Raw genomic sequence first — 26,811 nt, 5'->3', positions numbered from 1 at the left:
AATGCCGGGAGGGCGCAATCGGCCGGGACGGCCGGCGCCGGCCGACCGCCCTCACTCCGCGAGGCGGTCGTAGCGCAGCTGGGTGATCTGCTCCGAGACCAGACCGAGGAGGAAGACCATCACCGAGGTGCTGAGCAGGAGGGCCGACATGTTGGTGAAGTGGTGCGTCGTCCAGAAGGTGTAGAGGTAATAGCCCAGGCCGGTGCAGAAGAAGAAGGCGCTCACCGGGAGGAAGACCCGGAGCGGGGAGAAGAGGGTCGCGATCCGAAGGATGATGAGCAGGAATCGGGCCCCGTCCCGCACCACGCTGATCTTGCTCTTGCCCCGGCGCCGGGCCGCCTCGATGGGGACGTAGCCCACGGTGCGGCCGCTCCGCAGGTAGGCCAGGGTGCTGGTGGTGGGATAGGAGAAGGTGTTGGGAAAGAGCGGGAGGTAGGGGAGCACCGTCCGCCGGTGGAAGACCCGGAAACCGGAGGTGAGGTCCCGCACGGGGAACCGGGCCACGTAGGAGGCGAGCCGGTTGTAGACCCAGTTGGCCAGGCGTCGGCCGAGGGAGGCCTGGCTTCGGGCGCTCCGGGCCCCCACCACCAGGTCGTAGCGGTCCGCTTCGGCCAGCAGCCGCGAGATGTCCGCCGGGTCGTGCTGCCCGTCCCCGTCCATGAGCACCACGTAGTCGCCGGAGGCCATGCGGATGCCCGTCTTGACGGCGGCCCCGTTGCCGATGTTGTACGGGTGCCGCCAGACGAGCGCCCCGGCCCCCCGGGCCGCCTCTCCCGTGCCGTCGGTGCTCCCGTCGTCCACCACGATCACCTCGAAGTCCGGGTGGAGCTCGAGGATCCGCCGGACCACGTCCGCCACCGCCTCCGCCTCGTTGAAGGCCGGGATGATGACCGAGATCTTCACGTCCGCCTCTCCCGCCGGGCTCAGCGGCCGGCGGGCGCCGCCTTCCCGGCTTCGGGCCGGTACACCTCCCCGATCACCTCCCAGAGCTGGTGGGAAGGCGCATTGAGGATGACCGGCCGGAAGTACCGGCTCTGGTACGTGTGCCGGACGAAGAGCCGGTTGAAGACCGAGACCGAGATGGGGAGATCCATCACCGCCCCGAACCCTCCCGGCAGGAAGGCCTCCAGGCTGAAGCCCTTCGGGTGATCCTTGTACCGGAGGCCCCGGGCCTGCCGGGTGTCGCAGACCACCGCCTGGCTGAGCCGGACCCGCCATCCCCCGGACCAGGCGGCCTCGCCCTTGCGGAGGTCGGCCCGAAGGCCCCCGCCGCCGGTCAGGACGTCCCCGTCCAGCCGGATCCCGTAGAACTCCCGGAACTTGGGATGGTAGCCGTCCCGGCGCGCCGGGTCCCACGACCCGAGCCAATACCACCAGTAATAGGTCTTCATGAGGCGCCAGTCCAGGAAGAGGTAGACCGGCGGCGCCTCTGCGGGAAAGAAGAAGGCGAGCCAGTCCGGAACGCCCTGGAGGCCTTGCACCGGTCGGAGCGCGGCGTCGGCCAGGATCTTCCCCGCCTCCTCCGGGCCGGCGGCGAGCACCCGCTTCAAGAGGGGGAAGCCCTTGGCCGGGCCGCCGGCGGCCTCGTAGAAGCGCTGGATACCCCGGAGGCCCCGAGCGGCGTAAAAACGCATGAAGTTGGCCGACAGCCGCGGGTCGTCCGTCGCCATGGGAAGCCCGTTGTAGACGCTCCGCTCGCCGCTGTGGACCATGCCGTCGTTCATGGTCCCGCGCCGCGACCAGTAGATCATGGGATAGCCGTGATCCCACCAGGCCCAGATGAGCGCGCGCGGCGGGGTCTTCTCCCCGGCGGCCTCCATGCCGGCGATGAGGTGCGGGGGCTCCTTGGGCCAGAAGTCCTTCTCCCAGCCCTTCATGAAGGCGGGATAGGAGAGGAAGAGGACCAGCACGGGCGCCGCCAGGGCCGTGAGCGGCCACCGGCGCCGGAGCCACCAGATGGCGTAGACCAGGTAGCCGAGGCCGAGGGCGTTGACCGGGGCGAGGAAGATCAGGAACCGCTTGGCGAAGAGGAAGGAGAGCCCCCCCAGCAGCACCGGCACGGAGAGGAAGAGGCTCTCCTCCGGCCGCCGCCAGAAGAGCCACCCGAGCCCCGCGAGGGAGAGGAGGAAGGCCGGCAGCGACCCGGTGGTCTTGAAGACCACCTCCATGAAGGTGGGCCGGGCCTGCTCCGAGATGGTGACGCCGATGTTGGGGAAGGCCCCGCCGGTGTCCTTGGCGATGTAGTGGTACTGGGCGGAGACGGCGTGATAGATGCGCGCCGGGAGATCGATACCGAAGACGGCGAGGGCCAGGGCCGCCAGGGCCGCCAGGCACCCCGCGAAGACCAGCCCCTCGCGGCGCTCGGGCCGGTAGAAGAAGGCGAGGGCCGTGACCAGGGGGACGAGGCAGATGGCGGCCACCACCTGGGGCGTCCCGTCCCACCACCAGAGGAAGGCGGCGAAGACCGCGAGCCCCCCCGCGAAGTACCCGTAGCGGCGGCGTCCCCGCTCCACCCCGAACCGGAGGAAGAAATAGACCACTGCCGTGGCCCAGGTGACGTTCAGACAGTCGGTGTCGAACCAGCCGAGGCTGCTCCGGTAGACGTAGTAGTTGGAGAGGAGGCCCACCAGGGCGGCCGTCCAGCCCATCACCGGGCCGCCGTAGTACCGGCCGAGCCCGTAGAGGGGGAAGGCCAGGAAGAGCCCCAAGACCGCCGGGAGCACCGCCCCCGTCCAGTTGAGGGAGGCCCCGGTGAGCTTCACCACCCCGGCGGCCACCACCGGGAGCATGGGCGGCGGCATGGGCCTGGGCACGAGGTCCGGCACCGCCCGCTTCTCGTTCATGGGGGCGTAGGTCCCCTCGAGGAGATCCCGGGTGAGGCTGAGGTAGTAGTAGCCGTCGAAGGTGGTGAGCAGCGCCTCCCCCTTGTAGAGGGCCCTCTCGGGCTGGGCCTGCCAGTCCCAGTAGTCCTCGATGCGGACGGCGAAGCCCACCGCCAGGGCGAAGACCAGGGCCAAGGCCTCGCACCAGCGCCGGTGCCGGCCGGCCAGGCCGACGAGGGCCTCCGCCAGGCGCGCCAGCCCCAATCCACCGGCGCCGCCTCCCCCGCCCACCGGGGCCGCCGGGGTCGCCTCCGCTCTCACCCGCCGCTTCGCCTTTCGTGCCGTCATGCCGCCTCCCGCCGGTCGCGTGACCGGAACCGTTCTCCACTCCCTACCACGGAACCCCCGGGGGGGACAATCCCGGCCGGGGTCCGCCGCGGCATCTCCTGCCGCCCCTGGGCAATCCTTGCCTCGCGTCCGTCCCCGGAAGGCCGCGGGGTCCAGATGCCGCGGCGGCCGTCCCGGCCCAGCCCGTCGGGGTTTTCGGGCCGGCGGCCGCCCCATGGTCCCCTTATCGGCACGACCCTTGCTGAACTGTCGGGCGAGGCCGCAGCCGGCGGCCCACCGACGTCACAAGGAGGCACCTCAATGGCGACGGCCATGCCCGTCAGTCCCCAGCCCGAGCTCCCCCCTGCGGGGGCCTGCCCGGCCGCACCCGCCGGCAACGGGTCCCGCGCCGGAACGGGCCCCGAAGCGGGGAAGGCGCCCGCCGCCGCGCCCGGAAACGGGGACTTCCGGGCGGCCCTGGACGGGGCAACCGGCGCCGGGGCGGCGCCAAAGGTCGGCCCTGGCGGGCGGGTACGCCAGGCCGTGCCCCTCGACACCCCGCCGGGGGACGCCCCGGCGGCCGCGGCCGTCCCGGCCGGCGTGCCCGCCATGATCGTCGTGTCCCTCCCCGCCGATCCGCCGCCCGTCATCCCGGAGACCCCGGCGGACGGCGGCGGGCCCGTGCCGGCGCCGGCCCCGCCCCTTCCGGGCGCCGGGGCGGCCGCGGCCGCCCTCCAGTCCGCCCCGCCCGCCGGGGAACCGGCGCAGGAGGACGCGGCGCCCGGGCCCGCCCGGGCGGACACCGGCGTCCCGGTCCGGGCCGCAGGCCCGGCCCCGACGGCGGCGCCGGCACAGCCGGTAGCGCCGGACGGCGCACCGCCTTCGACCGCCGCCCCGGAGCCCCCGCCCGCGGCGCCGGACGGCGACCCGGAAAAGGCGCCCGCGGCCGGAGACCGCCCCGGAGACGGCGGGAAAAAGACGTTGCACGCCCACGGCGGGCCCGTCACCGCCGAATCCGCGGCGACGAAGCGGCAGCCGGGCCCGGAGGAACGGCCGGCCGCCGCCGGGCCCCGCCCCGCGGCCTCCGGGCAGCACCGGCCGCCCGCCCCTGCCGAGACTCCGGCCCCGGGCCGGACCGCCGCGCGGAACGCGGACGGCGGCTCCGCGACCACCCCGAACTGGTGGACGGCGGAGACCGCCGAGGGCCAGGCGCGCCCCGGGGCCGTGGCGTCCACCCCGGCCCCGGAGACCCGCCAGGCCCCCGTCCACCGCCCCGCCACGGACGGGCCGGCGGCGGCCGGGACCGACCTCCAGGCCGTCCCCCATGCCCGGCACGGCGGGGAACCCCGGCCGGACGGCGGCGCCCTGCTCGCCGACGGGGGAACGCGCAGCGACCAGGTCCAGGGCGGCCGGGCGAATGGGGCAACGGCCCGGCCCGCCGCCTTCGCCGCCGTCCTCCAGCAGATCGGCGACGGCGTCACCCGGGCCATCCGCCTCAACCAGCACCGGGCTGTCCTCCACCTCGACCCCCCGGAGCTGGGAAGGGTCCGGGTGGAGATCGTGGTCCGGCACAACCACGAGGTCCAGGCCACCTTCCTCGCCGAGCACCCGGAGGTCCGGCACCTGGTGGAGCACAACCTGGCCCACCTCCGGACGCAGCTGGCCCAAGGCGGTTTCGACCTCGCCCAGTGCCACGTGGGCGTGGACAGCGGGGACGGCCGCTTCGCCTTCCGCGGGGGGCGAAGCGGCGCCGCCCCCCGCCCCTCGGCCGGAACGACCCGGGCGGCCGGGGAGGAGCCCGCCCCCGTGGCCCCGCCCTCGTGGCGGCCCGGCGGCACGCGGCTGAACCTGGTGGTCTGACACCGACGCGAACGGCACAGGAGGCATCCGAGCCATGGTGACCCCGACGACCGGCACCCCCACCTCCGCCACGGAAGCGACCAACCTCTACGCAGCCCCGGAGGAGCGGTCGACCCTCGACCGGGAGGACTTCATGAAGCTCTTTCTCGCCCAGCTCCAGTACCAGGACCCCATGAACCCACTGGACAGCGCCGAGATGTCCTCCCAGATGGCCCAGTTCAACATGGTGGATCTCCTCTACGACAACAACGCGGCCATGGAGAACCTCGTCAAGTCCGACGAGATGCGGACCCGCCTCGGCGCGGTGAACTACCTCGGCCTCGACGTCCGTTACGCCGGCGACCGGCTCCCCGTGGGCCCGGACGGCCCCAAGGCCTTCGACATCGAGCTGGCCGACCCGGCCGCCGCCTGCACCGCCGTCATCCGCGACGGCGAGGGCCGGGTGGTCCGGACCCTGGACCTCGGGGCGCTGGCCCCGGGGAAACACCCCCTGGCCTGGGACGGCGCCGACGCCTCTGGGGCCCGTGTCCCGGAGGGCGACTACCGGGTGAGCGTCCAGGCCCTGGACGAAAACGGCAACGAGCTCTCCGTGGCCACTTGGACCACGGGGACCGTGGACAAGGTCAATTATCCCGAATCCGGCCTCCCCCGGCTCACCCTCGCCGGCGGCGAGGAGATCGGCCTCGACGAAATCTGGATGGTGGGCGGCTAGCCCCCGGACTCGAACGGCAAGGAGGACAACATGGGACTCTCCAGCTCACTCTACTCCGGCGTCAGCGGTCTCGTGACCCTCGGGACCAGCATGCAGGTCATCGGCGACAACATCGCCAACGTCAACACCATGGGCTTCAAGGGTTCCCGGGCCACCTTCCAGGACATCCTGGCCCAGTCCATCAACACCGCCCGGGGCGGCTCCCAGGTGGGGCGCGGCACGCAGCTGGCCGACGTCTCCTCCGTGTTCGAGCAAGGCTCCTTCGAGAGCACCACATCCCCCACCGACCTCGCCATCGGGGGCCAGGGCTTCTTCATCCTCTCGAACCCCAAGGTGGAAAACAGCCTCTACTACACCCGGGCGGGGCAGTTCCACGTCGACCAGTACGGGTACCTCGTCAACCCGGCCGGCCTCCGGGTGCAGGGCTGGGACATGGAGACCCAGCCGGACGGAAGCGCCGAGATCGTGGGGGCCATCAAGGACATCCAGATCTCCAACTCCTCGCCCCCCGTGGCCACGGACCAGGCCACGCTGAACGTGAACCTCGACAGCCGCCTCACCGCCCCGGTGAGCACGGCGACCCTCTACCAGGACTGGAATTCCACCGCCGGCAGCCTCCAGCCCGACGTCCACTTCGAGTACCAGACCACCTTCAACATCTTCGACAGCCTCGGCACCACCCACGCCCTCACGGTCTACTTCGACCGGACCAGCGTCGCCGCCGACCGGGAGTGGGAGTTCCTGGTCACCATCGACCCCACCGACGACCGGAGCGGGGGCGTCGTCCCGGCCAACGCCGGCATGCTCATGCGGGGGGTGATCCAGTTCTCCCCCCAGGGGCAGATCGAGAACATCTACGGCTACGACGCCGCCGACAACCCGGACCCGGCCCAGCCGGTCCAGGTCTACAACACCGCCACCGACACCTGGCAGGCCGCCACCTACGGCAACCACAACTACCCCCAGGCGGTGGTCTTCTTCCAGCCGCCGGGCGCCGGCTGGAGCACCGCCGACCCCTCGGCCCAGCTCGTGGAGATCAACCTCGGCGCCCACGTCCTCGACCCCACCGTCTCGCCGCCCACCTGGGCCACCGAGGCGCTCACCACCACCCAGTACGCGAACCGCTCCTCCACCCTCTTCTACGACCAGAACGGCTTCGCCCCCGGGTTCCTGGAGTCGGTGAGCGTGGACAACGAGGGCGTGATCTCCGGCCGCTACTCCAACGGCCGCATCATCGCCCTGGCGCAGACGGCGCTGGCCCGCTTCAACAGCCCGACGGATCTGGCCAAGAACGGCGCCAACCTCTTCACCCAGACCACGGCCTCCGGCTCCCCCATCACGGGACAGCCCCTCACCAACGGCCTGGGCTCCATCGCCTCCAACGCCCTGGAGCAGTCCACCGTGGACATCGGGACCGAGTTCGTCCGGCTCATCACCACCCAGCGAGCCTTCCAGGCCAACTCCCGCATCATCACCACCACCGACGACATGTTGAACGAGCTCATCAACATGAAGCGGTAACCGGGCCCGGGACGACACCGGGGGCCGGGGCGCCGAGGGCGTCCCGGCCCTTCTTCCTTGCAAAACTGGCCGCTTCCCGCTAAAAAGTCCCTGTCTTTCCAGACGCCGTGCGGTGGAGATCCGCCGCCTCTTCCTTTCCCCGCCGCCGGGCGCCCGCGCCGCCGGCGGCCCGGCACAAGGAGTCTCAGGTCATGCCAAAGGCGCTTCGCTGGAAGGTCCTGCTCATGGCCGCCCTCGTGGCGGTTTCCGCGGTCCTCGTCCTCCCCTCCTTCACCTCCGGCCTCCCTGACTGGTTCACCCGCCACGTCTACAACCAGCGGCTCAAGCTGGGCCTCGACCTCCAGGGCGGCATGCACCTCATCCTCAAGGTGGACGTGGACCAGGCCGTGATCAACGCCACCGAGAACAAGGTCCGCGACCTCCTCGACGCCCTGAAGAGCAGGGGCATCACGGCCCGCCGCCTCCGGAACGCCGAGCCCGGGCACATCGTGATCTCGCTGCCCAACAAGCGGGCCCTCGAGACGGCCAAGCACCTCGTCCAGGAGGAGTTCGACCTCGAGGCCCAGGAAGTGCCCACCGAGGGGGCCTTCCCCCGGCTCCGCCTCACGCTGGCCCCCAAGGCCGAGAAGTTCCTCCGGGACCACGCCGTGGAACAATCTCTGGAGATCATCCGCAACCGCATCGACCAGTTCGGGGTGACCGAACCCGTCATCGTCCGCCAGGGACAGGACGAGATCGTCGTCCAGCTGCCCGGCGTGAAGGACCCGAAGCGGGCCCTCAAGCTCATCGGCCAGACGGCGCAGCTCAAGTTCAAGCTGGTGGACGAGGCGGCGGGAGTGGACCTCGACCGCCTCATCTCCGACGCCATCGCCGACGGCCGCCTCCCGGCGGACTACGACGTCAAGACGCTCAACGCCGCCCTCCGGGGTTTCATCCCCGAGGGCGACGCCGTCTACCTCCAGAAGATCGTGGACCGCCGGACCGGGCGGGTCCGGAAGGTGCCCATCCTCTTGAAGGACCGGACGCTCATGACGGGCGACCTCGTCAAGGACGCCTACGTCCGGGTGGACACCTACCGCGGCCCCTACGTGGCCATGGAGTTCACCGACCAGGGCGCGCGGCGCTTCGAGCGGATCACCGCCGAGAACGTCAAGCGCCGGCTCGCCATCGTCCTGGACGACGTGGTGCGCTCGGCCCCGGTGATCCAGGAGCGGATCGCCGGCGGCCACGCCCAGATCACCGGCACCTTCTCCTACGAGGAGGCCTCGGACCTCGCCATCGTGCTCCGGGCCGGCGCCCTGCCCGCCCCGGTGAAGATCATCCAGAACGTCACCGTGGGACCCTCCCTCGGCCGCGACTCCGTCCGCCGCGGCCTCTTCTCCGGCCTCGTGGGGGCGGCCCTCGTCGTGGTCTTCATGGTCTTCTACTACCGGTTCTCCGGCCTGGTGGCCGACGTCGCCATGGCCCTCAACATCCTGTTCCTCTTCGCGGTGCTCGCCCTCTTTCAGGCCACGCTGACCCTGCCCGGCATCGCGGGCATCATTCTCACCGTGGGCATGGGGGTGGACTCCAACGTCCTCATCTTCGAGCGCATGCGGGAGGAAAAGGCCCTCGGCAAGCCCCTCAAGGCCTTCATCGACGGCGGCTACGACAAGGCCTTCTGGACCATCGTGGACGCCCACGTCACCACCCTCATCACGGCCCTGGCCCTCTTTCTCTTCGGGACGGGACCCATCAAGGGCTTCGCGGTCACCCTCTCCGCCGGTATCCTCATCAACCTCTTCACCGCCATCTTCGGCACCCGGATCGTCTACGACTGGATGCTGGCCAAGCGCGCTCTGAAGGACCTCTCCTTCCTCCAGGTCATCCGCAAGACCCGGATCGACTTCATCGGCCGGCGGCGGATCGCATACGTGATCTCGGGCCTCCTGGTGGCCCTGGGCCTCGTGGCCTTCGTGCAGATCTGGCGCGGCGCCGCCAACCTGGGGGTCGACTTCGCCGGGGGGACCATGATCCAGTACCGGGCCGAGAAACCCTTTGCCCTCGCCGACGTCCGCCGCGCCCTTGCGGCCACCGGTCTCGAGGGCATCACCCTCCAGGACGTCCAGAAGGAACACGTCCTCATCGTGCGGCTCAAGAAGGCCATGGCCACGGTGGGCGACACCGAGAGCCGGCTCACCGGGGCCCTCCGGAAGGGACTCCCGGACGCGGGCTTCGTGATGGAGAGCAAGACCGAGATCGGCTCCGCGGTCAGCCGGGATCTCCGGCACAAGGCCCTCATCGCCATCGCCATCTCCCTGGCGGGCATCATCGGCTACCTCGCCTTCCGGTTCAACGTGAGCTTCGGGGTCGCGGCGGCGGCGGCCACCTTCCACGACGTCCTGGCCGTCCTGGGGATCTTCTACCTCACCGGCCGGGAGATCACCCTCATCCTGGTGACGGCGCTGCTCACCCTGGCCGGCTACTCCCTCACCGACACGGTGGTGATCTTCGACCGGATCCGCGAGAACCTCCGGCGCCACGGCCGGGGGGCCTTCGCCGAGATCATCAACCTGAGCGTGAACGAGATGCTGGGCCGGACCATCATCACCTCGCTGACGACCCTCATGGTCATCCTGTGCCTCGTGCTCTTCGGCGGGGTGGTGATCTTCGACTTCGCCCTGGCGCTCCTCCTCGGCGTCATCGTGGGGACCTATTCTTCGGTCTTCGTGGCGAGCCCCATCGTCCACGCCTGGCACAAGGGCAAGGCCCCGCGGACGTGACCGGAAGGGAGACCCATGGGGCGGCCCCGCCGGCAAGCGCCGGGGCCGCCCCCGAACCGCCATGGACCGCCTCGTCATAGAGGGAGGCCGCCCGCTCAAGGGCCGCATCCGCATCAGCGGCGCGAAGAACGCCGCCCTTCCGGCAATGGCCGCCGCCCTGCTGGCCGGGGGGGAGTTCCGCCTCCGAAACGTCCCCGACCTCCGCGATATCCGGACCTTCTCGCGTCTTTTGGAAAACCTCGGCGTCCGCTGCCGGCGGGAGGCCGCCCCGCCCGGGGCCGGGGACGAGTTCGAGGTCCCCGACCTGGTGCTCGACGCCACCACGCTCACCGGCCACGAGGCCCCCTACGAGCTCGTCAAGACCATGCGGGCCTCGGTCCTGGTCCTCGGGCCGCTCCTGGCACGGGACGGCAAGGCCCGCGTCTCGCTCCCCGGCGGCTGCGCCATCGGCGCCCGTCCCATCGACTTCCACCTCCGGGGCCTCGAACTCATGGGGGCGAAGCTCCAGCTCCGGGCCGGCTACGTGGAGGCCCGGGCCAGCCGCCTCAACGGCGCCCAGATCTACCTCGACACCCCCTCGGTCACCGGCACGGAAAACCTCATGATGGCGGCGGCCACCGCCCGCGGCACCACCGTCATCAAGAACGCCGCCCGGGAACCCGAGGTGGTCTCCCTGGGCGAGATGCTCCAGGCCATGGGGGCCCGCATCCACGGCCTCGGCACCGAGACGGTGGTCATCGAGGGCGTCTCCGCCCTCTCCCCCGTCACGTGGACCATCATCCCGGACCGGATCGAGGCCGGAACCTACATCATGGCCGTGGGAACGGCGGGCGGCGAGGTGGAGATCGAAAACGCCCGTCCCGACCACCTCCCGGCGGCCCTTGCCAAGCTCAGGGCCACGGGGTTACAAATCGAGGTCGACGGCCGTTGCATCCGTGTCCGCCGGAGCGGGCGCCTGAGGGGCGTGGACATGAAGACCCTGCCCTACCCGGGCTTCCCCACCGACCTCCAGGCCCAGCTCATGGCCGTGGTGAGCCTCGCCGACGGGATGAGCGTCTTGACCGAGACCATCTTCGAGAACCGGTTCATGCACGTGGCCGAGCTCAACCGCCTGGGGGCGGACATCCGGATCGAGGGGCGAAGCGCCATCGTTCGGGGCGTCAAGGAACTCCTCGGCGCTCCGGTCATGGCAACGGACCTCCGGGCCAGCGCCTCCCTGGTGCTTGCCGGGCTGGCCGCCCGGGGGCGGACCACGGTCTCGCGGATCTACCACCTCGACCGCGGCTATTGGCGCATGGAGGAAAAGCTCGCCGCCGTGGGGGCCCGGATCTGGCGGGAGAAGGAATGAGAACGCCCCCGGACCCAGGGGCGCCGCACACGCAGAGATGAACCCGACCGAACCACCCGCCATGTCTCCGACGACGCCCCTCGCCGACGCCCACGGCCGCCGCATCACCTACCTCCGGCTCTCCATCACCGACCGGTGCAACCTCCGCTGCCGCTACTGCAACGTTCGGGGCACCTTCAAGTGGCTCCCCCACGAGGCCATCCTCCGCCGGGAGGAGATCCTCCGGATGTGCCGGGTGCTCGGCCGCCTCGGGATCCGCAAGGTGCGGCTCACGGGCGGGGAACCCCTCGTCCGGAGCGACGTGGTGGAACTGGTCCAGGGCCTGCGGTCCATCCCGGACATCGAGCGCGTCAGCCTCACCACCAACGCCGTCCTCCTCGAGGACAAGGCCGCACCCCTCTACGAGGCCGGCCTCCGGCACATCAACATCAGCCTCGACACCCTGAGGCCCGAGCGCTTCCAGGCGCTTACGGGCCGCGACGCCCACCGCCGGGTCGTCCGGGGCATCCGGGCGGCCGTCCGGGCCGGCTACCACCCGGTCAAGGTGAACGCCGTGGTCATCCGGGGCACCAACGACGACGAGATCCGCGACCTGGCCGCCCTCAGCCTGGAACTCCCGGTCCAGGTCCGCTTCATCGAGTTCATGCCCGTGGGCCAGGACACGGGCTGGAGCCCGGACCAGCTCCTTTCCGGGGAAGAGATCCGGCGCGAGGTGGAACGGCTCACCGGGCCCCTCGCCCCGGTCCCCCGGGGGCGGGACGCGGGCCCGGCGGCGGTGTTCCGCGCCCCCGGGGCCCCCGGGGAGATCGGCTTCATCAGCGCCATGAGCCGTCACTTCTGCGCCGACTGCAACCGCGTCCGGATCACCGCCGACGGCCGCCTCCGGCTCTGTCTCTTCTCCGACGAGGAGATCGACGTCCGGGAGGCCCTCCGCGGGATGGACTCCGACGCGGCGCTGGCCGATTTCTTCCGCGAGGCCGTCCTCCGCAAGCCCTCCGGCTACGCCGAACAGGCCGATCCCGGGCAGGCCCCCTCCTGCCGCCGGGCCATGTCGGCCATCGGCGGCTGAGAGGTCTCTCCCCCGCCGCCCAAAAGCGGTTGCGGACCCGGCCTTTTCCCGTTAGTAAGGGTCCGGGCCCCGGCTTTTGAGTCCACGGGCCATTGGGCCGATCCAGGAGAGGGAAGCTTCCCCGAAGGAGTCCCGGCCATGCTGATACTCGAAGACCTGTTCTACACCGAGGGACACATGTGGACCCGGCCTGAGGACGACGGCACGGCCGTGGTCGGTCTCACCGAGTTCGGCCAGCAACGGCTCGGGGAGATCGAGGCCTTCGAGCTGGCGGAGGGCACCGACGAGCTGATCCGGGACGAGGTCTTCGCCACCATCGAGGGCGAAAGCGGCCTCGAAGACCTCGTGGCGCCGCTCTCCGGCCGCCTCCTGGCGGTCAACGAAGCGGTGCTGAACCACCCCTCCCTGGTCAACACCGACCCCTACGAGGACGGGTGGCTGGTCCGGCTGGAACCGTCCAACCCCGAGGAGCTGGACGATCTCCTCTCCCCCGAGGAATACGCCGAGTACCTGGAGGAGGTCCGGATGGCCGAGGAAGAAGACGACGAGGTGGAAGACGAGGAGGAGTTCGACGAGTGAAGGCCAGGATCGCCTACGTCTTCCCCGGCCAGGGTTCCCAGGTGGTGGGCATGGGGCGGGCCTTCGCCGAGGCATTGGACGAGGCCCGGCGGATCTTCGAGACCGGAGAGGCGGTGACCGGACTGCCCCTGGCCCGGCTGTGTTTCGAGGGCCCCATGGAGGAACTCACCCGGACCGCTCACCTCCAGCCGGCCCTCACCGCCGTGGAGATGGCCGCCGCCGCCGCCGCCCGGGCCTCGGGCCTCGTCCCCGCCGCGGCCGCCGGGCACAGCCTCGGGGAGTACCCCGCCCTGTGGGCCGCCGGGGTGCTCTCCACCGAGGACACGTTCCGGCTCGTCCACCACCGGGGCCGGCTCATGGAAGAGGCCGGCACCCGGCACCCGGGCGCCATGGCGGCGGTGCTCGGCATGGACCGGAGTGCCCTCGAGGCCCTCATGGCCCCCATCGCCCGGGAAGGGGCCCTCACCCTGGCCAATCACAACTCGCCCGAGCAGATCGTGGCCACCGGCGAGGCCCCCCTGGTGAAGCAGCTCTGCGAGGCGGTCAAGGCCGCCGGGGCGCGGGCCATCCCCCTCAAGGTCTCCGGCGCCTTTCACAGCCCCCTCATGGCGGAGGCCGCCGGGGCCTTTGCGGCCCTCCTGGACCAGGTGGAATTCCGGGCCCCGGAGGTCCCCGTCTACCTCAACGTCACCGCCGAACCGGAGCAAGACCCGGAGGCCATCCGCCGCCACGCCAAGGCCCAGATGGTCTCCCCGGTCCGCTGGTACGAGACCGTGGTCCGAATGCGGGCCGACGGCATCGACACGTTCCTCGAGGTGGGGCCGAAGCAGGTCCTGTCGAATCTCGTCCGGAAGTCCCTCCCCGGCGAAGCCGTCCGGGTGCTCCAGGCGGAAGACCCCGACGGCCTCGCCGAGATCCGCCGCGCCCTGGGCCAGGGAGAAGGAGGCCCGGCATGATCCCCTACCGGCACATGGCCGAGGCGGCCGCCGCCCTGGCATGCCGGGGCTGCGGCCAGCCGCTGGAACTCTGTATCCGCTGAAGGTCGGTGGTCCTGCGGTGCAGGGCCTGCGGCCGAAGCTTCTCCCTCGCCGAGTACGCCGACGAGCTGGACGAAGCCATCGAGCGGCGCCTGGCCGGCGTCCGGTGCGACCGCCTCTAGCGTGCGGGGGCCGACACGCCCCCGCGGCGGCGCGAAGGGGGCCTTCGGCCCCGATGCGGACGTTCGAGGGCAAATCCGCGTCAGCGGCCGGGCGGGCGGTAGATGGGTGCCCGGCGGCGGGTCCCCGGAGCGGTGGGTGGAGGCGGCACTCTGCCTTTTTTGACGGTGCCCCCCGGCGACGGCGGCGCGGGCCTCGGCGTGGCGATCCCCACCGGCCGCCGGGCGCCGCCTTCGCCCCGGCCCCGGGCGAAGACCCGGAGGACCATCCGCCCCTCGGGGCCCACGAGCTCCACGGTCTTCGCCGTGATGGCCGTCACCCGGTAGCCCTCCAGCACGTCCCCCACGGCCACCACCCGGACCTTGGCGAGGTCCCCGCCCTGGGTGTCGCGGAGGAAGGCCTGGCGCCGGGCGCCCGCGATCACCGTCCCCTCCACGCGGTAGCGAGAGGCGAGCTCCGTGCCCGACAACTCCGCGGCCCCCGGTGCCAGCGCCCCCTTTCCCCGTTCCGGGTCGAAGGGATCGCGGGTCACGATCACCGCGTAGGGCCCTAGCGGCGGCGGGGCGGCCGCGGCCCCGGCTGCCGCCGCCAGGACCACCGCCGCGAAGAAGGCGGCCAAGAGGGTCCCCCGGTTCACTTCCGTTCCCCGCCCTCGCCCTTACCCGGCCGGGGCGCGTCGTCCAGGGGCAGCAGGGACGGCCGGCCGTCCTTCCGCTGAAGGAGCCGTTTCAAGGACCGGACGCGGCGGGCGAACTCCCGCGTGAGACTGTCGGCCTCCTCGCGGCTGCGGATCACGTGGGGCGTGATGGCGATGAGGAGCTCCGTCTTCTCGGTGACGTAGCCCTTTCGCCCGAAGAGGTAGCCCAGCAAGGGGATGTCCTTCAGGATGGGGATGCCCACGGTGGTCCGGGTCTTCTGGGTCTGCATGAGGCCGCCGATGACGATGGGCTGGCCGTCGTGGGCGACGAGGTAGGTGCTGGCCTTGCGAGTGCGGAACTGGGGCGAGTTGATGCCGCCCGTGGTGACGTCCGTGACGGAGCTCACCTCCTGGGTCACCTCCATGCGGACCAGGCCGTTCTCGTTGATGGAGGGCTTCACCTTGAGGATGATCCCGGCGTTCCGGTACTGGACGGACTGGGTCACGGTGCCGCCGTCGGTGGTGGTGGTGGAGGTGAGCACCGGCACCTCGTCCCCCACCTCGATGGAGGATTCCTGGTTGTCCACGGCGAGGATGTTCGGCGCGGAGAGGATGTTCACGTCGGTCTTCTCGGCCAGTAGGGTCAGGAGGGCCCTCAGCCCCCCCACCGAGTCGTAGAGGCTGTAGGCGAACCCGGAGACCCCCGTCCCCAGGGCGGTGTTCCGGGCGAGGTTCACGTTGGTGGGGTTGCCGGTGGTGAGGGCGATGTTGGCCGGGTACCGGGTGCCGTCGATCCGGATGCCCTTGTCCTTGATGAACCACTCCACCCCGTACTCGATGTCGTCGCTGAGGGAGACGTCCACGATGAGGACATCGATGAGCACCTGGCGCGGCAGGACGTCGATCTTCCGGAGGACGTCCTCGAGGAGGGCGTAGTCGCGGGGGCGGGCGCGAATGAGGAGGGCGTTGTTCACCTCGTCGGGGATGATGTCCACGTCGCCGGAGAGCTCCCCGGTGGTCCCGGGGGCCTCCGGCTTCGGCTGCCCGGCCTTCGTCCCCTTGACCAGGGTCTTCTTCCGCGGCTCCCGGGAGGCCTCCTCCGTGCCGTAGAGCTGCTTCAGGAGGTCGCCGATCTCCTTGGCCTTCCCGTTCTGGACGAAGTAGACGTAGACCCGGGTCCCCTTGGCGCCCTGCCCCTGGTCGAGCTCCCGGATCCAGCGGCCCACGGCCCCGAGGACGCTCTGCCACCTCGTGAGCACGAGGATGGCGTTGATGCTCTTCATGGGCAGCACCTGGACCCCGGCCTGGTCCACCCCGGGCCGAAGGACCACGCCGTTGGCCTTGAAGATCTGCTCGAGGTCGTGGGCGAGATCCTCCACGTCGGCATGCTCGGGGATGAAGAGTCGCCAGTAGACGCCCTGGAAGAGGTCCTCGTCCATGAGTTCGAGGATCTGGGCGACCTTTCCGGCGTTTTCCCGGGTGTCGGCCACGATGAGGGCGTTCACCGACGGAACGGCGGCGACGACGGCCCCGGCGGAGACGAAGTTCTTGAGGTTGGCCGCCGCCTGGCCCGCCGAGAGATAGCGGAGCCGGAAGACCCGGATCACGTTCCCCGGTCGGGCGCCCGCCGCGCCCAGGGCCACCGCGGACCCGGCCCGGGCGGCGTCCGCCTTGCGGACCACCTTGTAGAGGCCCTTTGCCCCCGGCGCCAAGGCGAGCCCGTGCATCTGGAGGATGGAGTCCAGGACGTCCAGGAGTTCGGAACGGGTGAAATCCCCCTTTATCGAGACCGACAGCGTCCCCTTGATGGCGGGGTCCACCACATAGTTGAGGCCGAGGACGCCGCCGAGGAGGTGGTCGAGGACCGGGGCCAGGTCCATGTTGTCGAGGGCGATGTCCACCGGGCGCCGCTCCCCGGGCGCGGCCCCCTCGAAGGGCGAGGCGGGCCGCTCGGGCTCCGGCGCGGCGGCCGCCGCTCCGGTGGCGGGGCGGGCGCCCTCCGCCGCCGGTGCAGCGGCCGGGGCCGCGAGGGCCAGAAGAAGGCCCGCGGCCGCGAGGATCTTTCCGAGTCTCGTCATCGCCGTCCCCTCGTCTCGTTTCGCGCCCAGTCGTCCCGTCCGGTCCCGCGGGCCTACAGGCACAGGGCCGCCACTTCCAGGGTCACCCGGAGGTGGGGGCTGCGCCCCTGGACCTTCGCAACGTTCAAGGTCTCGAGCCGCACCAGGCGGCCGTCGTCCTCGAGCCGCTTCAAGAACCGGACCAGGCCGTAGGTCTGGGTCTTGAAGGTGAAGGTGGTCACCGCCAGGCGCTCGTCCCGCCACTTCCGGACGGGACCCGTCCGGTAGGTCACCACCTCGAGCCCCATCTCGGAGGCCATCTTGAGGAGGAGGTTTTGCAAATTGGAGGCCACCACCTGGGGATCGCCCCCGGCCACCGCCCCCCGCCGAAGGCCCTCCACCCGCCGCCGGAGCACCTCCACCCGGGCGGCGTCCTTGCGGTAGAGCCGCTCTTCCCGCTGGAGCCGGGCGATCTTCGTCTCGGCCGCCAGGTCGGCCGTCTCCAGCTCGCCCATCTTTCCCCACAGCGGATCCCAGACCAGGGCATACCACAGGATCAGCCCGATCACCACGGCCCCGTACCGGATCACCCGGCTGGAGCCGGCCGAACGCGTCGCCTCAGCCGCCATCCCGCCCCCCCGGGGCCGCCAGGACCAGTTCCACCGAGAACCGCTCCCGCTGCCGCCGATCCTTCGTCACCGGGGAGACGAGCCGGACCTCGGAGAAGCGGCCCGCCGCCCGCCACAATCCCATGACGTCCACCGCGGAGCCGCCCTCCGCGGTCAACCGGATCCGGTCCTCCTTCATGTGGAGGCTCTTGATCCAGGTCTCCGGGGGCGTGGCCTCGGCGAGCACCTTCAGCGTCTCCAGGGCGGGGATCCCGCCGGCGCGGAAGGCGGCCAGCGCCTCGGCGGTGGCCCGGAGCGACTCCGCCTCCTGGTGCGTCTTCCGCAGCGGGGCGATCCGGGCCTCCGCGGCGGCCACCTCGGCCTCCTTGGCCGCCACCCGGGCGGCCAGGCGTTCCACCTGGAGGCCGAGGCCGAGGGTGGCCAGGCCCAGCGCCAGGGCGCCGCCCACCGCGGCCGCCTGCCGGGGGCGAAGCCGGAGCCGGAGGCGCAGGGGCGGCCGGCGCGGCCCGCCGTGGAGGGAGATCGCCGGGAAGGGATCGCGGGCCAGGGCCGCCGCCCCGAGGGCCCAGGACGGGGAGGCCCCTTCCCCGCCGAGGGCCGTCCAGGCGACCGACGGCACGTGGCGCGCCCCGGGCGGGGCCTCGCCCGAGACCTCGCCCGCCCCGGGGCCGAGAAAGACCGGAACCGTGGCGGCCTGGAAGGCCGTCGGCAACAAGGGCCGGACCTCCGCGAGCCCCGGCCAGGGCGAGGCCCCCTCCGGCACGTCTAGGGGGTGGGAGCCCTCCCACCCCTCGCGCCCGTGAAGCGAGAGGATCCAGGCCGCGCCCTCCCGGTGGAGCCCCAGGCACGGGAAGGCAACCCCTTCGGCCCGCCGGAGCACGGCATCCACCCCGAGGGTCGCCGGGGCGAGGGCGTGGAGGGAGCGGGCGTGCCCGGTCTGCCCGAGGACCCGGAGGACCGGGTCCACCAGGTGGCGGGGGGCGTAGGCCAGAAGCACCCGCGTCGCCCCCTCCCCGGGCAGCACCACCTCGTCGTGCACCAGGGCCTCCGGCTCGAGGTGGGCATGGAGCCCGATCCCCAGCCGCACGGCCGAGAGGGCCTCGCCGGGCTCGAGGTCCGGGAACCGGATCTCCCGGAGGAAGAGGGCGGGCCGGGGCAGCGTCACGACGATCCGGCGGCGCCGGGCCGGCGCCAGGCCCTCGAGCAGCCGCCGGAGCTGCTCCAGGGCGGGCCGGCCGTCCTCCGGCCGGGCGGCCGGCCCCAGGGCCGGCCGCCAGCTCCGGCCCCGCCCCCGGAGCCGCACGACCTCGAGCTCTCGCCCCAGGTGGATGCCGAGGATCTCGCGCTCGCCTCTCATGCCTCATCCGCCTCCCGGCCAGCCACCCTCCGTCCACTGGAGGGTCTCCGCACCGCCCCCGGCCCTCGGCCGGAAGTAGATCTCGACCCGGCGGCCGCCCCACGCCACCTGGAGCCGGAGTACCCCGGCCCCGGTGATCTCCCCCGCCATGGTCCCGGGCACCAGCTCCCGGAGCGGCGCCGGCGCGAACCGCGTATCCACCCGGTCCGTGCCATTATATACGGTAAAGACCCGGCGCAACCCAATGGCGGGTGGCGCCTCTCCGGCACGCCCCGCAAGCGACGTCCCCTCGAAGGCGGTCCGCGTCACGCCGTGGACCAGGAGCAACTCCTCCACGAGATGGAAGGGGCCGTCCGCCGGCCGGATGGGCGGCACCCGCGCCTCGTAGTTCGGCGCCTCGGCCCCGTCGAGGCGCGGGAGATCGTCCGCGTCGCGCCAGTCGAGGATCCCGTCGGCGACCGCCGCCGCCCGCTCGCGCCCCTCCATGCCGAAGAGCCCTTCCACAACGGCCCGGATGAGGGCCTCCGGGGCTTGGTTGAGGTCCACCTTGCCCCGCTCGTCCTCGAGGGTGAATGTCACCTCCCGGCCCCCGAGGACCACCGCGCGGGGGAGCCCGTCGGCGGGCATCGCCGCCTCGCCGCCCGCGCGCCGCGCGGCGAGCACCAGATTCAGGATGGAATGGGCCGCCGCCCGGGCCCGGAGCCCATCCCAGGCCGCCTGGCCGAGGTTCCGCCGGATCCGGGTCTCCAGGGCGAAGAGGCCGCCCAGGGTGGTGAGAAGGGCCAACACCCAGAGGACCAGGATCAGCGCCGTCCCGCCGTCCCGCCTCATGGGGTATCCCCCGCCGCCGGGACGATGGGCCAAAGGATGGTCCACGCGCCCGGGTCGTCGGATGCCGCCTCTCCCCAGCCCAGGCCCACGGCGGCGGGGAGCCGGCGGCGCCGGTCCCAATCCCGGGACCAGGCCCAGGGGTCGAACCGCGAGCCGCCCCCCGGCTCGAGGTACCGGAACCGGAACCCCGCCACCCCGGCGACCCGCCCCACGATCCACCCCTCGCGGGCCAGGTCTGCGGGATCGGCGGCGTCGGCGTCCGCCGGGAGCTCCGCCTGGAGGTCCTCGGCACGGGTCACCGGGTGCAGCCCCACCACCAGGACCTTGCGTTCCGGCACGTAGCGGTAGACGGCCCTGGCGAGCCCCCCACCCCCGGGCCCGGCCGGGACGGCCGTGGTCACGAAGGCGCATTCGTCCCCGCGCCCGCGGAAATCCCGGAAGGCGGCCAGCGCCGGCACCCCGGGGCGGACCGCCCCCCGGAGCTGACGCCCGAAGAGGTTCTCCACCGCCTGGCGGGCCCGGGCCGCCTCGCCGCCCGCCCGGACCCGGGACCAGGCCGAGACCCCCGTCCGGACGGCCATGGCGAGCACCGAGACGAGGAGGGCCAGGAGCGTCACGGCGATCACCACCTCGAGCAGGGTGAACCCCGCCCCGGCGGGCCGGGGGCCCCCGCTCACGGCGACGCCTCCGGGGCCGGCGCCAGGGCCTCCAGGACGAAGGGCGGCGCCCCGCCGGGGGGATACAAGGTGAGGGTGAGTCGCTCGAGGCCCGCCACCTCCGTGGCCTCCTCCGGGGCCGCTGCCCCTTCCGCCCCCGCCGGCCGGACCGCCACCTCCGCCGCCCGCCGATCGAGGCCGTAGCGCCAGCCGGGCCACCCGGGCACCTCGGCGGGGCCCGCATCGAGCCCCTCCGCCCCCTCCAGGGCGGCCTGGAAGAGGCCCTCGGCCAGCTCCGCCGCCACCCGGGCCCGGTCCCCGCGAAGCGCCTGCCGGTGCCCCATGGCGAATCCGGAGAGGAGCACACCCAGGGCGATCCCCGTGACCGCCGTGGCCACCAGGACCTCGAGCAGGGTGAACCCCGCCCCGGCCGGTGCGGGACGACCGCTCACGGCCCCTCCTCCGCCGCCCGGAGGGTGACGAGCCCCAGGAGCGGGTCCACCGCCACCCGGTCCACCTTCCCCCCGGCCCAGCGGAGATCCAGCCGCCCCCCGCTGCTGCTCCCGTCCGGGTAGAAGAGGATCCCGTAGACCCCGCCTCCGGCCTCCACCACGCCATCTCCCTCCACCTGGACCTCGGCCGGGAAGGGCCGGCGGCGGCCGGCCCCGTAGGTCCGGCCCTCTCCGTCGATGACGAAGAAGACCGGCCGGCCCGAGAGGAGGCCCCGGGTGCGGGCATCCCGGAGGGCGCCGGTGAAGTCCTCGAGGAGGCGCCGGCGCTCCGACTGGAAGGCGCCCCCACCCACGGCGACGAAGACCAGCCCGGCGGAGACCCCTATCAGCACCATCACCAGGAGGATCTCCAGGAGGGTGAAGCCCCCGGAGCGGTCAGAAGGCCACATCGTTGATCCCGAAGACGGCCAGCAGCATGGCCACCACCACCGCGCCCACCAGGAGGCCGATGAGGACGATGGCCGCCGGCCCGGCCACGGCCATGGTCACACGGATCTCCTGCTGGGCCTTCTCGTCCATGTCGTCGGCGATCCTGAGGAGCATGGCCCCGAGTTCCCCCGTCTCTTCCCCGATGGCCGCAAGGTGCACCATGACAGGGGGAAAGACCCCGGTGGCCCGCATCACCTGGCTCGGGCTCTTGCCCTGGCGGACCCCCTTGTAGAGGGCGGCCGCCGCCTCTCGGAAGACGGGGTTGGCGAGGACCTCGCCGGCCAGGGAGATACCCTTCAGGATGGGGACGCCGCTGTCGAGGAGCGTCCCCAGGGTCCGGGCGAACCGGCCGAACTCGATCCGCTGGACCACCCCCGCGGCCACCGGAACCCGGAGCACCGCCCGGCCGGCCCAGGCCCGCCCCTCCGGCGTCCGGAACCAGGCCCACGCCCCGGCGCCGGCCGCCGCCGCGCCCAGGACGATCAGCCAGCCCCAGGCCCGAAGGAAGCGGCTCACCCCGAAGACCACGGCCGTGGCGGTCGGCACGGGCTGGCCGAGGTCGCTGAAGATATCTGCGAAGCGGGGCACGATCACCACCACGAGGACGACCACGGAGATCAGGCCCACGGCGAGCAGGATGGCGGGGTAGATGGAGGAGACCAGGACGAACTGGCGCACCTGCCGGGACCGGGCCAGGAATCCGTGCAGGCGGGAAAGCACCTCAGGGAGCACCCCGCCCGTCTCGCCCACCCGGACCATGCTCACGTAGAGAGGGGAGAAGGTCTCGGGGTGCGCGGCCAAGGCCTCGGAGAACCCCCGCCCGGCCTGGACCCGCTCCCGGACGTCCCGCAGGAGGTTCGCCGTGGCCGGCCGCTCGGCGGCCTCGGCCAGGATGCCCAGGGCCCGCTCCAGGGGAACGCCGGCCGCGAGGAGATCCGCCAGCTCCTTGGTCATGCGGAAGAGTTCCTCGGCGGAGAGAGCGGGCCGGGCCGGGCGCCGGACCCCGAGGACGGCGGGCAGGCGCCGGAGCCGGATGGGCTGGAGGCCCCGCTCCGCCAGTTCCGCCGCCGCGGCGCCCCGATCGGCGGCCACGGCGGTCCCCTGGACGCGGCGGCCCTGCCCGTCGATGGCCTCGTAGGAGAAGGTCGGCACGGCGGAACGCTCACTCCCGCCCGCGGAGGGATGGCGTGTGCTTCATGGCGGCACCTCGGCGGCGGCCCCCCTCGTCACTGGGTGACCCGCATCACCTCTTCGGGGGTGGTCTCCCCGGCCAGGACCTTGCGGAGGCCGTCCTGGCGGAGGGAACGCATCCCCTCGGCCCGGGCCGCCTCGGCGATCCGCCCGCTGTCGGCCTCCTGGAGGATGAGTCGGCGGACGCCGTCGCCCACCTCGAGCCACTCGAAGATGCCCATCCGCCCCCGGTAACCCGTCTGGGCGCACTCCGGGCACCCGCGCCCCCGGACGACCTCCCCCGGGATCTCCGCCCCGGCGGCACCCACGGCCTCGGCCATCTCCGCGCGCAGTTCCGGCGCCAGCGGCTCCCGTGCCCCGCACCGGGGGCAGACGCGACGGACGAGCCGCTGGGCCAGGACGCCGAGCAGGGACGACGACAGGAGGTAGGGCTCCACTCCCATCTCCTGGAGGCGGGTCACGGCGCTGGCCGCGTCGTTGGTGTGCAGGGTGGAGAAGACGAGGTGGCCGGTGAGGGCCGACTGGACGGCGATCTCCGCGGTCTCTGCGTCGCGGATCTCCCCCACGAGGATCACGTCCGGGTCCTGGCGGAGGATGGTCCGGAGCGCCGAGGCGAAGGTGAGCCCGATCCGGGGCCGGACCTGGATCTGGTTGACGCCGTCGAGTTGGTATTCCACCGGGTCCTCCACGGTGACGATCTTCTTCTCCGGCTGGTTGATCCGGTGGATCACCGCGTAGAGGGTGGTGGTCTTGCCGCTGCCGGTGGGGCCGGTGACCAGCACCAGGCCGTGGGGCCGGAGGATGGCCCGCTCGAAGGAAGCCCGGACGTCCCCCGGGAGCCCGAGGGTCTCGAGGTCCAAGCGCACTTCCTCGCGGTTGAGGAGCCGGAGCACGATGCTCTCGCCGAAGAGGGTCGGGAGCGTGGAGACCCGGATGTCCACCTCCCGCCGGCCCTCGCGCACCTTGATGCGCCCGTCCTGCGGCAGGCGCATCTCCGCGATGTTCATCTTGGCCATGAGCTTGAGGCGCGAGGTGATGGCGGGCTGGAGCTTCTTGGCCACGGTCTCCACGTCGTTCAAGACCCCGTCGATCCGGAACCGGACCTTCATGTGGTCCCGGTAGGGCTCGAAGTGGATGTCCGAGGCCGCGGCCTCGAGGGCCTGGCCGATGAAGTGATTCACCAGGCGGATCACCGGGGCCTCGGTGGCCAGGTCCCGGAGCTGTTCCGGGTCGTCCCAGAGCGCGTCGTCGGTGGCGGCCTCGTCCTCGGCCCCGCCCCCCTCGAGGTCCACCTCGGCCTCGTACCAGCGATAGACCGCGGCCAGGACGTCGTCGGGCTCGGCGCGGAGAGGGCGAACCCGCCGCCCGTAGACGGCGGCCAGGATCTCCCGGAGGTAGAGGTCCCCGGGCCGGGCCATGGCCACGCGGACCTCGGCCTCGCTCACCTCGAGGGGCACCACCTGCCACCGGCGCATGAGACGCGGCGGCAGGCCGTTGACCAGGGGCGGCTTTTCGGGGAAGTCGGCCGCCGTCACCCGCGGAAAGAGATCGGCGGCCGCGGCCTCGCCCGGGCCCGGCCCGGCGGGAGGCGGCGGGGCCCCGGCCCCGGCCCGGGGCCGGGGGGCCGCCGCCTTCTTGAACGCGCCGAGAAACGGCCTCATTCCCAGCTCACGATGTCGGCGTCTTCCCCCTCGCCCCCGGGCGCCCCGTCGCGGCCGAGGCTGAGGAGATCGTAGTCGCCGTGCTCCCCCGGGCTCTGGTAGACGTAGGGGTGCCCCCAGGGGTCGGCGGGGACCGCCTTGGGGAGGTAGGGACCGGCCCAGGCCTTGAGCCCGCCGGGGTTGGTGCGCAGGGCCTCGAGCCCCTCCTCGGTGGTGGGATAGCGCCCGACGTCGAGCCGGAAGGAATCGAGGGCGGCGCCGAAGAGCTCCACCTGGGCCCGGGCCGTCTTGACCCGGCTCTGGCCGATCCGCTTGAAGAACTTCGGGGCCACCAGCGAGGCGAGGAGCCCGATGATGATCACCACCACGATCACCTCGAGGAAGGTGAACCCCGCCCGCGCCCGGAAAGAGGGATGCCGCGCGCGCCGGCGCATGCCGCCTCCAAGGCCCGCCCGGCGCCGGGCACGGCCGGTCTCCGGCGGCGCCGGAGGGATCTCGGCACGCACTTTCGGGGTGGTCCGGGCGTTGGTATGGAGGGTCGCAGCCATGTCACTCATCCTCCTGGATCCGTGGCGGCCCTGAGATGCATTGGGCCAAGTCGCCTGGGACTTGAGATCATGGGCGGGTTCGCCCCGCCGCCCTTCGGGGCGCCCCCTGACGGGCCATCTGCGGCGCCGGCAACTCGTCGATAGGCTCAAGTTGTTTGGGACGGCCTCACAAAAATCCTCTCAGTGGATGGGCCAGCAGAAACCGCCACATGCAAGGCGCGAGAATGTCGAGGAATGAGGCGCAGTTAGGCGCGCCGCGATGATGAGAACATCCGAAGCGGCACCATGGCGCGCGACCTTTTTGTGAAGTCATCAATCTTTGAAAATTCAATACGTTAGACTACGCCCCGCCGGGCCGGCTGTCAAGCGCGGACGCCGCGCCGGCCGGGTTCACCGCCGGACCACGAAGGCGGCCTCGTAGCCCATCCGGGCCAGCTGTGACTCGAACTGCTTCGCCCCCTCCAGGGTGGTGGCCGCCAAGACCTGGACCCGGTAGAAGGTAGCCCCGTCCCGCCGGAGGGCCACCACCTCGACCCCCCGGAAGGTGGCGGCCAGCTCCGCCTGGAGTTTCCGGGCCTTTGCCCGGTCCTGGAAGGTGGCGACCTGGACGTAGAAGACCCGGCCCGGGCCGGCGGCCGGGGAGGGAGTGGAAACCGGCGGCGCCTTCGGCCCGCCCCCGGCCGTGGTCACCCCTCCCCGGCCGGGGGCGGGCCCGGCGGGCGCCAGGGCCTCGATGCGCACCCGGGCGGTGCCGGGGCCGATCATGCCGAGCTTCCGGGCGGCCGCGTAGCTCAGGTCGATGATGCGGCCGCGGACGAAGGGCCCCCGGTCGTTGATCCGGACCACCACCGAGCGCCCGTTGTCGAGGTTCACCACCCGGACCCGGGTACCCATGGGAAGTGTCCGGTGGGCGGCGGTAAGGGCGTGCATGTCGTAGGTCTCACCGTTGGCGGTCCGGCGGCCGTGGAAGTCCGGCCCGTACCACGAGGCCACCCCCTCGGCGCGGTAGCCCCGGGCCGAGGCCAGGGGCCGGTAGACCTTGCCGAAGGCGCGGTAGGGGCGCTGGGTCCCGGTGTCGCCACCCGGCAAGACCTCCACGGCCGCCCCGGCGCCCGGCCGGGTGTAGCCGCATCCGGCCGGGCCGGCGGCGAGCACGGTCGCCGCAAAGAAAAAAACCACCTGCCGGGCCATACGGATAAGCGACGACATGCCTCAGGATAGCATCCGGGCTGTGGGATTTGAACCGGGCGCCCACCGGGGACCCTGAAAATTGGGGCACCTGCCCCGGCGATTCCCCGGTGACCGCTCCAGCCTGTGGCCATCAGGGCAACCGGCCCGCCGGGCGGCGACGCCGGAAAAGAACGAACCACGAAGACCTCGAGGAACGAAACACCACGTCCAGAACGCCGGGGGGCGGGCGGCGCCTCCCAGGCAGCCGGCACGTCGCGACGTCATCGCAGCGAAGCACGGACCACGCCCACAACCGTTATGCCGCCACCCCATGATGGCGTCGCAAAAAGCCGCGGGCTTCGGATGCTGTCTCATTGCGGCGTACCGTAGCGTACGCCTCCTTCCTCGACATCCTCGCGCCTTGCATCCGGCGATCTTTGCCCAGCCAGCCGCTCAGGAGACCTTTCGCGAGGCCATCACACCATGAAACTCTTGTAGATGCGGTCGTAGCCGCTGACCACGCCGCAGAGGATCCAGCGGACCGGAGCGAATCGTGTCCGGCAGGCACACCGGATGACCGGCGAGAAGAGGTGCAACGGGGAGAGGTAATGGGCCAGGATGTCGCGTGCGCCGTGGTGACAGTAGGATCGTTTCATGTCAGCCTCCCTGCCGTGACACTCGGTCTGCATCCTTGCAAGATCCGTTCTCGATGACGCCGCAAGGGCCGTGGGCGGCGGCACCCCACTCTAGACTCGTTATGACTTCATTCTTCTTATCGGCAACCGGCCCGGAATTCCTGAGCCCGGCCGGGGAGGCCGCCGCCTTGTTCCGTCCCCGGCCCTTTGCTATAGTGCCGGGCATCCGGGCCCGCAGCGGTCCCCGAGCCGCCGCGCCGCCGGCCCGGCACCCGGCCGCGGCCGGGTTCCAGAGACTCCGGCAGTCCGGGCAACCGCCCCGCCGCCACCGGGAAGACGCC

Annotated in this window: 24 protein-coding genes; 9 read left to right on the top strand and 15 right to left on the bottom strand. The window is 72.2% G+C overall.

The features are described from left to right. Positions 1-51: 51 nt before the first annotated feature. Together HCU62_RS00940 and HCU62_RS11775 are read right to left on the bottom strand one after the other, a co-directional pair. On the bottom strand, positions 52-903 hold the full coding sequence (locus HCU62_RS00940; RefSeq protein ID WP_309474782.1) for a glycosyltransferase family 2 protein: 852 nt from the start codon (positions 901-903) through the stop codon (positions 52-54). A 20-nt stretch (positions 904-923) separates the two neighbouring features. Beyond that, entirely contained in the window at positions 924-3,170 is a 2,247-nt protein-coding gene (locus HCU62_RS11775; RefSeq protein ID WP_163298320.1) for an STT3 domain-containing protein, read from the bottom strand. Positions 3,171-3,692: 522 nt separating this feature from the next. Between HCU62_RS11775 and HCU62_RS12430 the strand changes: the two genes are divergently transcribed. The 9 genes from HCU62_RS12430 (at position 3,693) to HCU62_RS12425 (ending at position 14,159) form a co-directional block, all read left to right on the top strand. Next, positions 3,693-5,009: a flagellar hook-length control protein FliK gene (locus HCU62_RS12430; RefSeq protein WP_169755351.1), complete on the top strand. Its 1,317-nt coding sequence runs from the start codon at positions 3,693-3,695 to the stop codon at positions 5,007-5,009. A gap of 34 nt (positions 5,010-5,043) precedes the next feature. Further along, positions 5,044-5,721 carry a flagellar hook assembly protein FlgD gene (locus HCU62_RS00930; RefSeq protein WP_163298717.1) on the top strand — a complete coding sequence of 226 codons (678 nt, stop codon included), beginning with the start codon at positions 5,044-5,046 and terminating at the stop codon, positions 5,719-5,721. A gap of 30 nt (positions 5,722-5,751) precedes the next feature. Continuing rightward, entirely contained in the window at positions 5,752-7,242 is a 1,491-nt protein-coding gene (locus HCU62_RS00925) for a flagellar hook protein FlgE (protein WP_163298716.1), read from the top strand. A 191-nt stretch (positions 7,243-7,433) separates the two neighbouring features. Then, a complete protein-coding gene (gene secD / locus HCU62_RS00920; RefSeq protein ID WP_163298715.1) occupies positions 7,434-10,004 on the top strand; it encodes a protein translocase subunit SecD in 2,571 nt (856 codons plus the stop codon). A 61-nt stretch (positions 10,005-10,065) separates the two neighbouring features. Then, a complete protein-coding gene (gene murA / locus HCU62_RS00915) occupies positions 10,066-11,352 on the top strand; it encodes a UDP-N-acetylglucosamine 1-carboxyvinyltransferase (RefSeq protein ID WP_163298714.1) in 1,287 nt (428 codons plus the stop codon). Positions 11,353-11,389: 37 nt separating this feature from the next. Next, complete coding sequence (gene moaA / locus HCU62_RS00910; protein WP_246325164.1) at positions 11,390-12,421, top strand: GTP 3',8-cyclase MoaA; 1,032 nt, start codon at positions 11,390-11,392, stop codon at positions 12,419-12,421. 138 nt (positions 12,422-12,559) lie between these two features. Beyond that, positions 12,560-13,000, top strand: a complete 441-nt coding sequence (locus HCU62_RS00905) for a glycine cleavage system protein H (protein ID WP_163298712.1) — start codon at positions 12,560-12,562, stop codon at positions 12,998-13,000. Beyond that, positions 12,997-13,956 carry an ACP S-malonyltransferase gene (gene fabD / locus HCU62_RS00900; protein WP_309474801.1) on the top strand — a complete coding sequence of 320 codons (960 nt, stop codon included), beginning with the start codon at positions 12,997-12,999 and terminating at the stop codon, positions 13,954-13,956. The genes HCU62_RS00905 and fabD overlap by 4 nt, the downstream gene beginning before the upstream one ends. A gap of 89 nt (positions 13,957-14,045) precedes the next feature. Next, complete coding sequence (locus HCU62_RS12425) at positions 14,046-14,159, top strand: dual CXXC motif small (seleno)protein (protein ID WP_309474800.1); 114 nt, start codon at positions 14,046-14,048, stop codon at positions 14,157-14,159. 80 nt (positions 14,160-14,239) lie between these two features. Here HCU62_RS12425 and HCU62_RS00895 read toward each other — a convergent pair whose 3' ends face one another. From HCU62_RS00895 to HCU62_RS00835, 13 genes are all read right to left on the bottom strand, one after another. Next, positions 14,240-14,794, bottom strand: a complete 555-nt coding sequence (locus HCU62_RS00895; RefSeq protein ID WP_163298711.1) for a hypothetical protein — start codon at positions 14,792-14,794, stop codon at positions 14,240-14,242. Next, on the bottom strand, positions 14,791-16,872 hold the full coding sequence (gene gspD / locus HCU62_RS00890) for a type II secretion system secretin GspD (RefSeq protein ID WP_163298710.1): 2,082 nt from the start codon (positions 16,870-16,872) through the stop codon (positions 14,791-14,793). Before gspD ends, HCU62_RS00895 begins: the two co-directional genes overlap by 4 nt. 53 nt (positions 16,873-16,925) lie before the next feature. Further along, positions 16,926-17,480 carry a GspMb/PilO family protein gene (locus tag HCU62_RS00885; RefSeq protein WP_169755350.1) on the bottom strand — a complete coding sequence of 185 codons (555 nt, stop codon included), beginning with the start codon at positions 17,478-17,480 and terminating at the stop codon, positions 16,926-16,928. After that, on the bottom strand, positions 17,470-18,837 hold the full coding sequence (locus tag HCU62_RS00880) for a PilN domain-containing protein (RefSeq protein WP_163299871.1): 1,368 nt from the start codon (positions 18,835-18,837) through the stop codon (positions 17,470-17,472). Before HCU62_RS00880 ends, HCU62_RS00885 begins: the two co-directional genes overlap by 11 nt. A 3-nt stretch (positions 18,838-18,840) precedes the next feature. Then, the gene (locus HCU62_RS00875) at positions 18,841-19,668 is read right to left on the bottom strand and encodes a type II secretion system minor pseudopilin (protein WP_163299873.1); all 828 of its coding nucleotides are present in this window, start codon (positions 19,666-19,668) and stop codon (positions 18,841-18,843) included. Continuing rightward, positions 19,665-20,345 (bottom strand): PulJ/GspJ family protein, encoded by a 681-nt coding sequence (locus HCU62_RS00870; protein ID WP_169755349.1) that lies wholly within the window; start codon positions 20,343-20,345, stop codon positions 19,665-19,667. The genes HCU62_RS00875 and HCU62_RS00870 overlap by 4 nt, the downstream gene beginning before the upstream one ends. After that, positions 20,342-20,776, bottom strand: a complete 435-nt coding sequence (locus HCU62_RS00865) for a prepilin-type N-terminal cleavage/methylation domain-containing protein (protein WP_169755348.1) — start codon at positions 20,774-20,776, stop codon at positions 20,342-20,344. The genes HCU62_RS00870 and HCU62_RS00865 overlap by 4 nt, the downstream gene beginning before the upstream one ends. Further along, on the bottom strand, positions 20,773-21,225 hold the full coding sequence (locus tag HCU62_RS00860) for a prepilin-type N-terminal cleavage/methylation domain-containing protein (protein ID WP_169755347.1): 453 nt from the start codon (positions 21,223-21,225) through the stop codon (positions 20,773-20,775). The genes HCU62_RS00865 and HCU62_RS00860 overlap by 4 nt, the downstream gene beginning before the upstream one ends. Then, a complete protein-coding gene (locus tag HCU62_RS00855) occupies positions 21,212-22,417 on the bottom strand; it encodes a type II secretion system F family protein (RefSeq protein WP_163298238.1) in 1,206 nt (401 codons plus the stop codon). Before HCU62_RS00855 ends, HCU62_RS00860 begins: the two co-directional genes overlap by 14 nt. Positions 22,418-22,491: 74 nt before the next feature. Then, positions 22,492-24,117: a GspE/PulE family protein gene (locus HCU62_RS00850; RefSeq protein WP_163298239.1), complete on the bottom strand. Its 1,626-nt coding sequence runs from the start codon at positions 24,115-24,117 to the stop codon at positions 22,492-22,494. Further along, complete coding sequence (gspG, locus tag HCU62_RS00845; RefSeq protein ID WP_163298252.1) at positions 24,114-24,551, bottom strand: type II secretion system major pseudopilin GspG; 438 nt, start codon at positions 24,549-24,551, stop codon at positions 24,114-24,116. Before gspG ends, HCU62_RS00850 begins: the two co-directional genes overlap by 4 nt. Before the next feature lie 504 nt (positions 24,552-25,055). Continuing rightward, on the bottom strand, positions 25,056-25,820 hold the full coding sequence (locus HCU62_RS00840) for a septal ring lytic transglycosylase RlpA family protein (protein ID WP_309474776.1): 765 nt from the start codon (positions 25,818-25,820) through the stop codon (positions 25,056-25,058). Positions 25,821-26,311: 491 nt separating this feature from the next. Next, positions 26,312-26,491 (bottom strand): hypothetical protein, encoded by a 180-nt coding sequence (locus tag HCU62_RS00835; protein WP_163298240.1) that lies wholly within the window; start codon positions 26,489-26,491, stop codon positions 26,312-26,314. Positions 26,492-26,811: the final 320 nt, after the last annotated feature.

The organism is Dissulfurirhabdus thermomarina (assembly GCF_012979235.1).
GTDB lineage: Bacteria > Desulfobacterota > Dissulfuribacteria > Dissulfuribacterales > Dissulfurirhabdaceae > Dissulfurirhabdus > Dissulfurirhabdus thermomarina.
This window is presented reverse-complemented; position numbering and strand designations above follow the sequence as displayed.

Coding starts and splice junctions, on each gene's coding strand:
- HCU62_RS11775 (WP_163298320.1), bottom strand. CDS start 3,170: ATGACGGCACGAAAGGCGAAGCGGCGGGTGAGAGCGGAGGCGACCCCG.
- HCU62_RS00930 (WP_163298717.1), top strand. CDS start 5,044: ATGGTGACCCCGACGACCGGCACCCCCACCTCCGCCACGGAAGCGACC.
- HCU62_RS00925 (WP_163298716.1), top strand. CDS start 5,752: ATGGGACTCTCCAGCTCACTCTACTCCGGCGTCAGCGGTCTCGTGACC.
- secD (WP_163298715.1), top strand. CDS start 7,434: ATGCCAAAGGCGCTTCGCTGGAAGGTCCTGCTCATGGCCGCCCTCGTG.
- murA (WP_163298714.1), top strand. CDS start 10,066: ATGGACCGCCTCGTCATAGAGGGAGGCCGCCCGCTCAAGGGCCGCATC.
- moaA (WP_246325164.1), top strand. CDS start 11,390: ATGAACCCGACCGAACCACCCGCCATGTCTCCGACGACGCCCCTCGCC.
- HCU62_RS00905 (WP_163298712.1), top strand. CDS start 12,560: ATGCTGATACTCGAAGACCTGTTCTACACCGAGGGACACATGTGGACC.
- gspD (WP_163298710.1), bottom strand. CDS start 16,872: ATGACGAGACTCGGAAAGATCCTCGCGGCCGCGGGCCTTCTTCTGGCC.
- HCU62_RS00885 (WP_169755350.1), bottom strand. CDS start 17,480: ATGGCGGCTGAGGCGACGCGTTCGGCCGGCTCCAGCCGGGTGATCCGG.
- HCU62_RS00880 (WP_163299871.1), bottom strand. CDS start 18,837: ATGAGAGGCGAGCGCGAGATCCTCGGCATCCACCTGGGGCGAGAGCTC.
- HCU62_RS00875 (WP_163299873.1), bottom strand. CDS start 19,668: ATGAGGCGGGACGGCGGGACGGCGCTGATCCTGGTCCTCTGGGTGTTG.
- HCU62_RS00860 (WP_169755347.1), bottom strand. CDS start 21,225: ATGTGGCCTTCTGACCGCTCCGGGGGCTTCACCCTCCTGGAGATCCTC.
- HCU62_RS00850 (WP_163298239.1), bottom strand. CDS start 24,117: ATGAGGCCGTTTCTCGGCGCGTTCAAGAAGGCGGCGGCCCCCCGGCCC.
- gspG (WP_163298252.1), bottom strand. CDS start 24,551: ATGCGCCGGCGCGCGCGGCATCCCTCTTTCCGGGCGCGGGCGGGGTTC.
- HCU62_RS00835 (WP_163298240.1), bottom strand. CDS start 26,491: ATGAAACGATCCTACTGTCACCACGGCGCACGCGACATCCTGGCCCAT.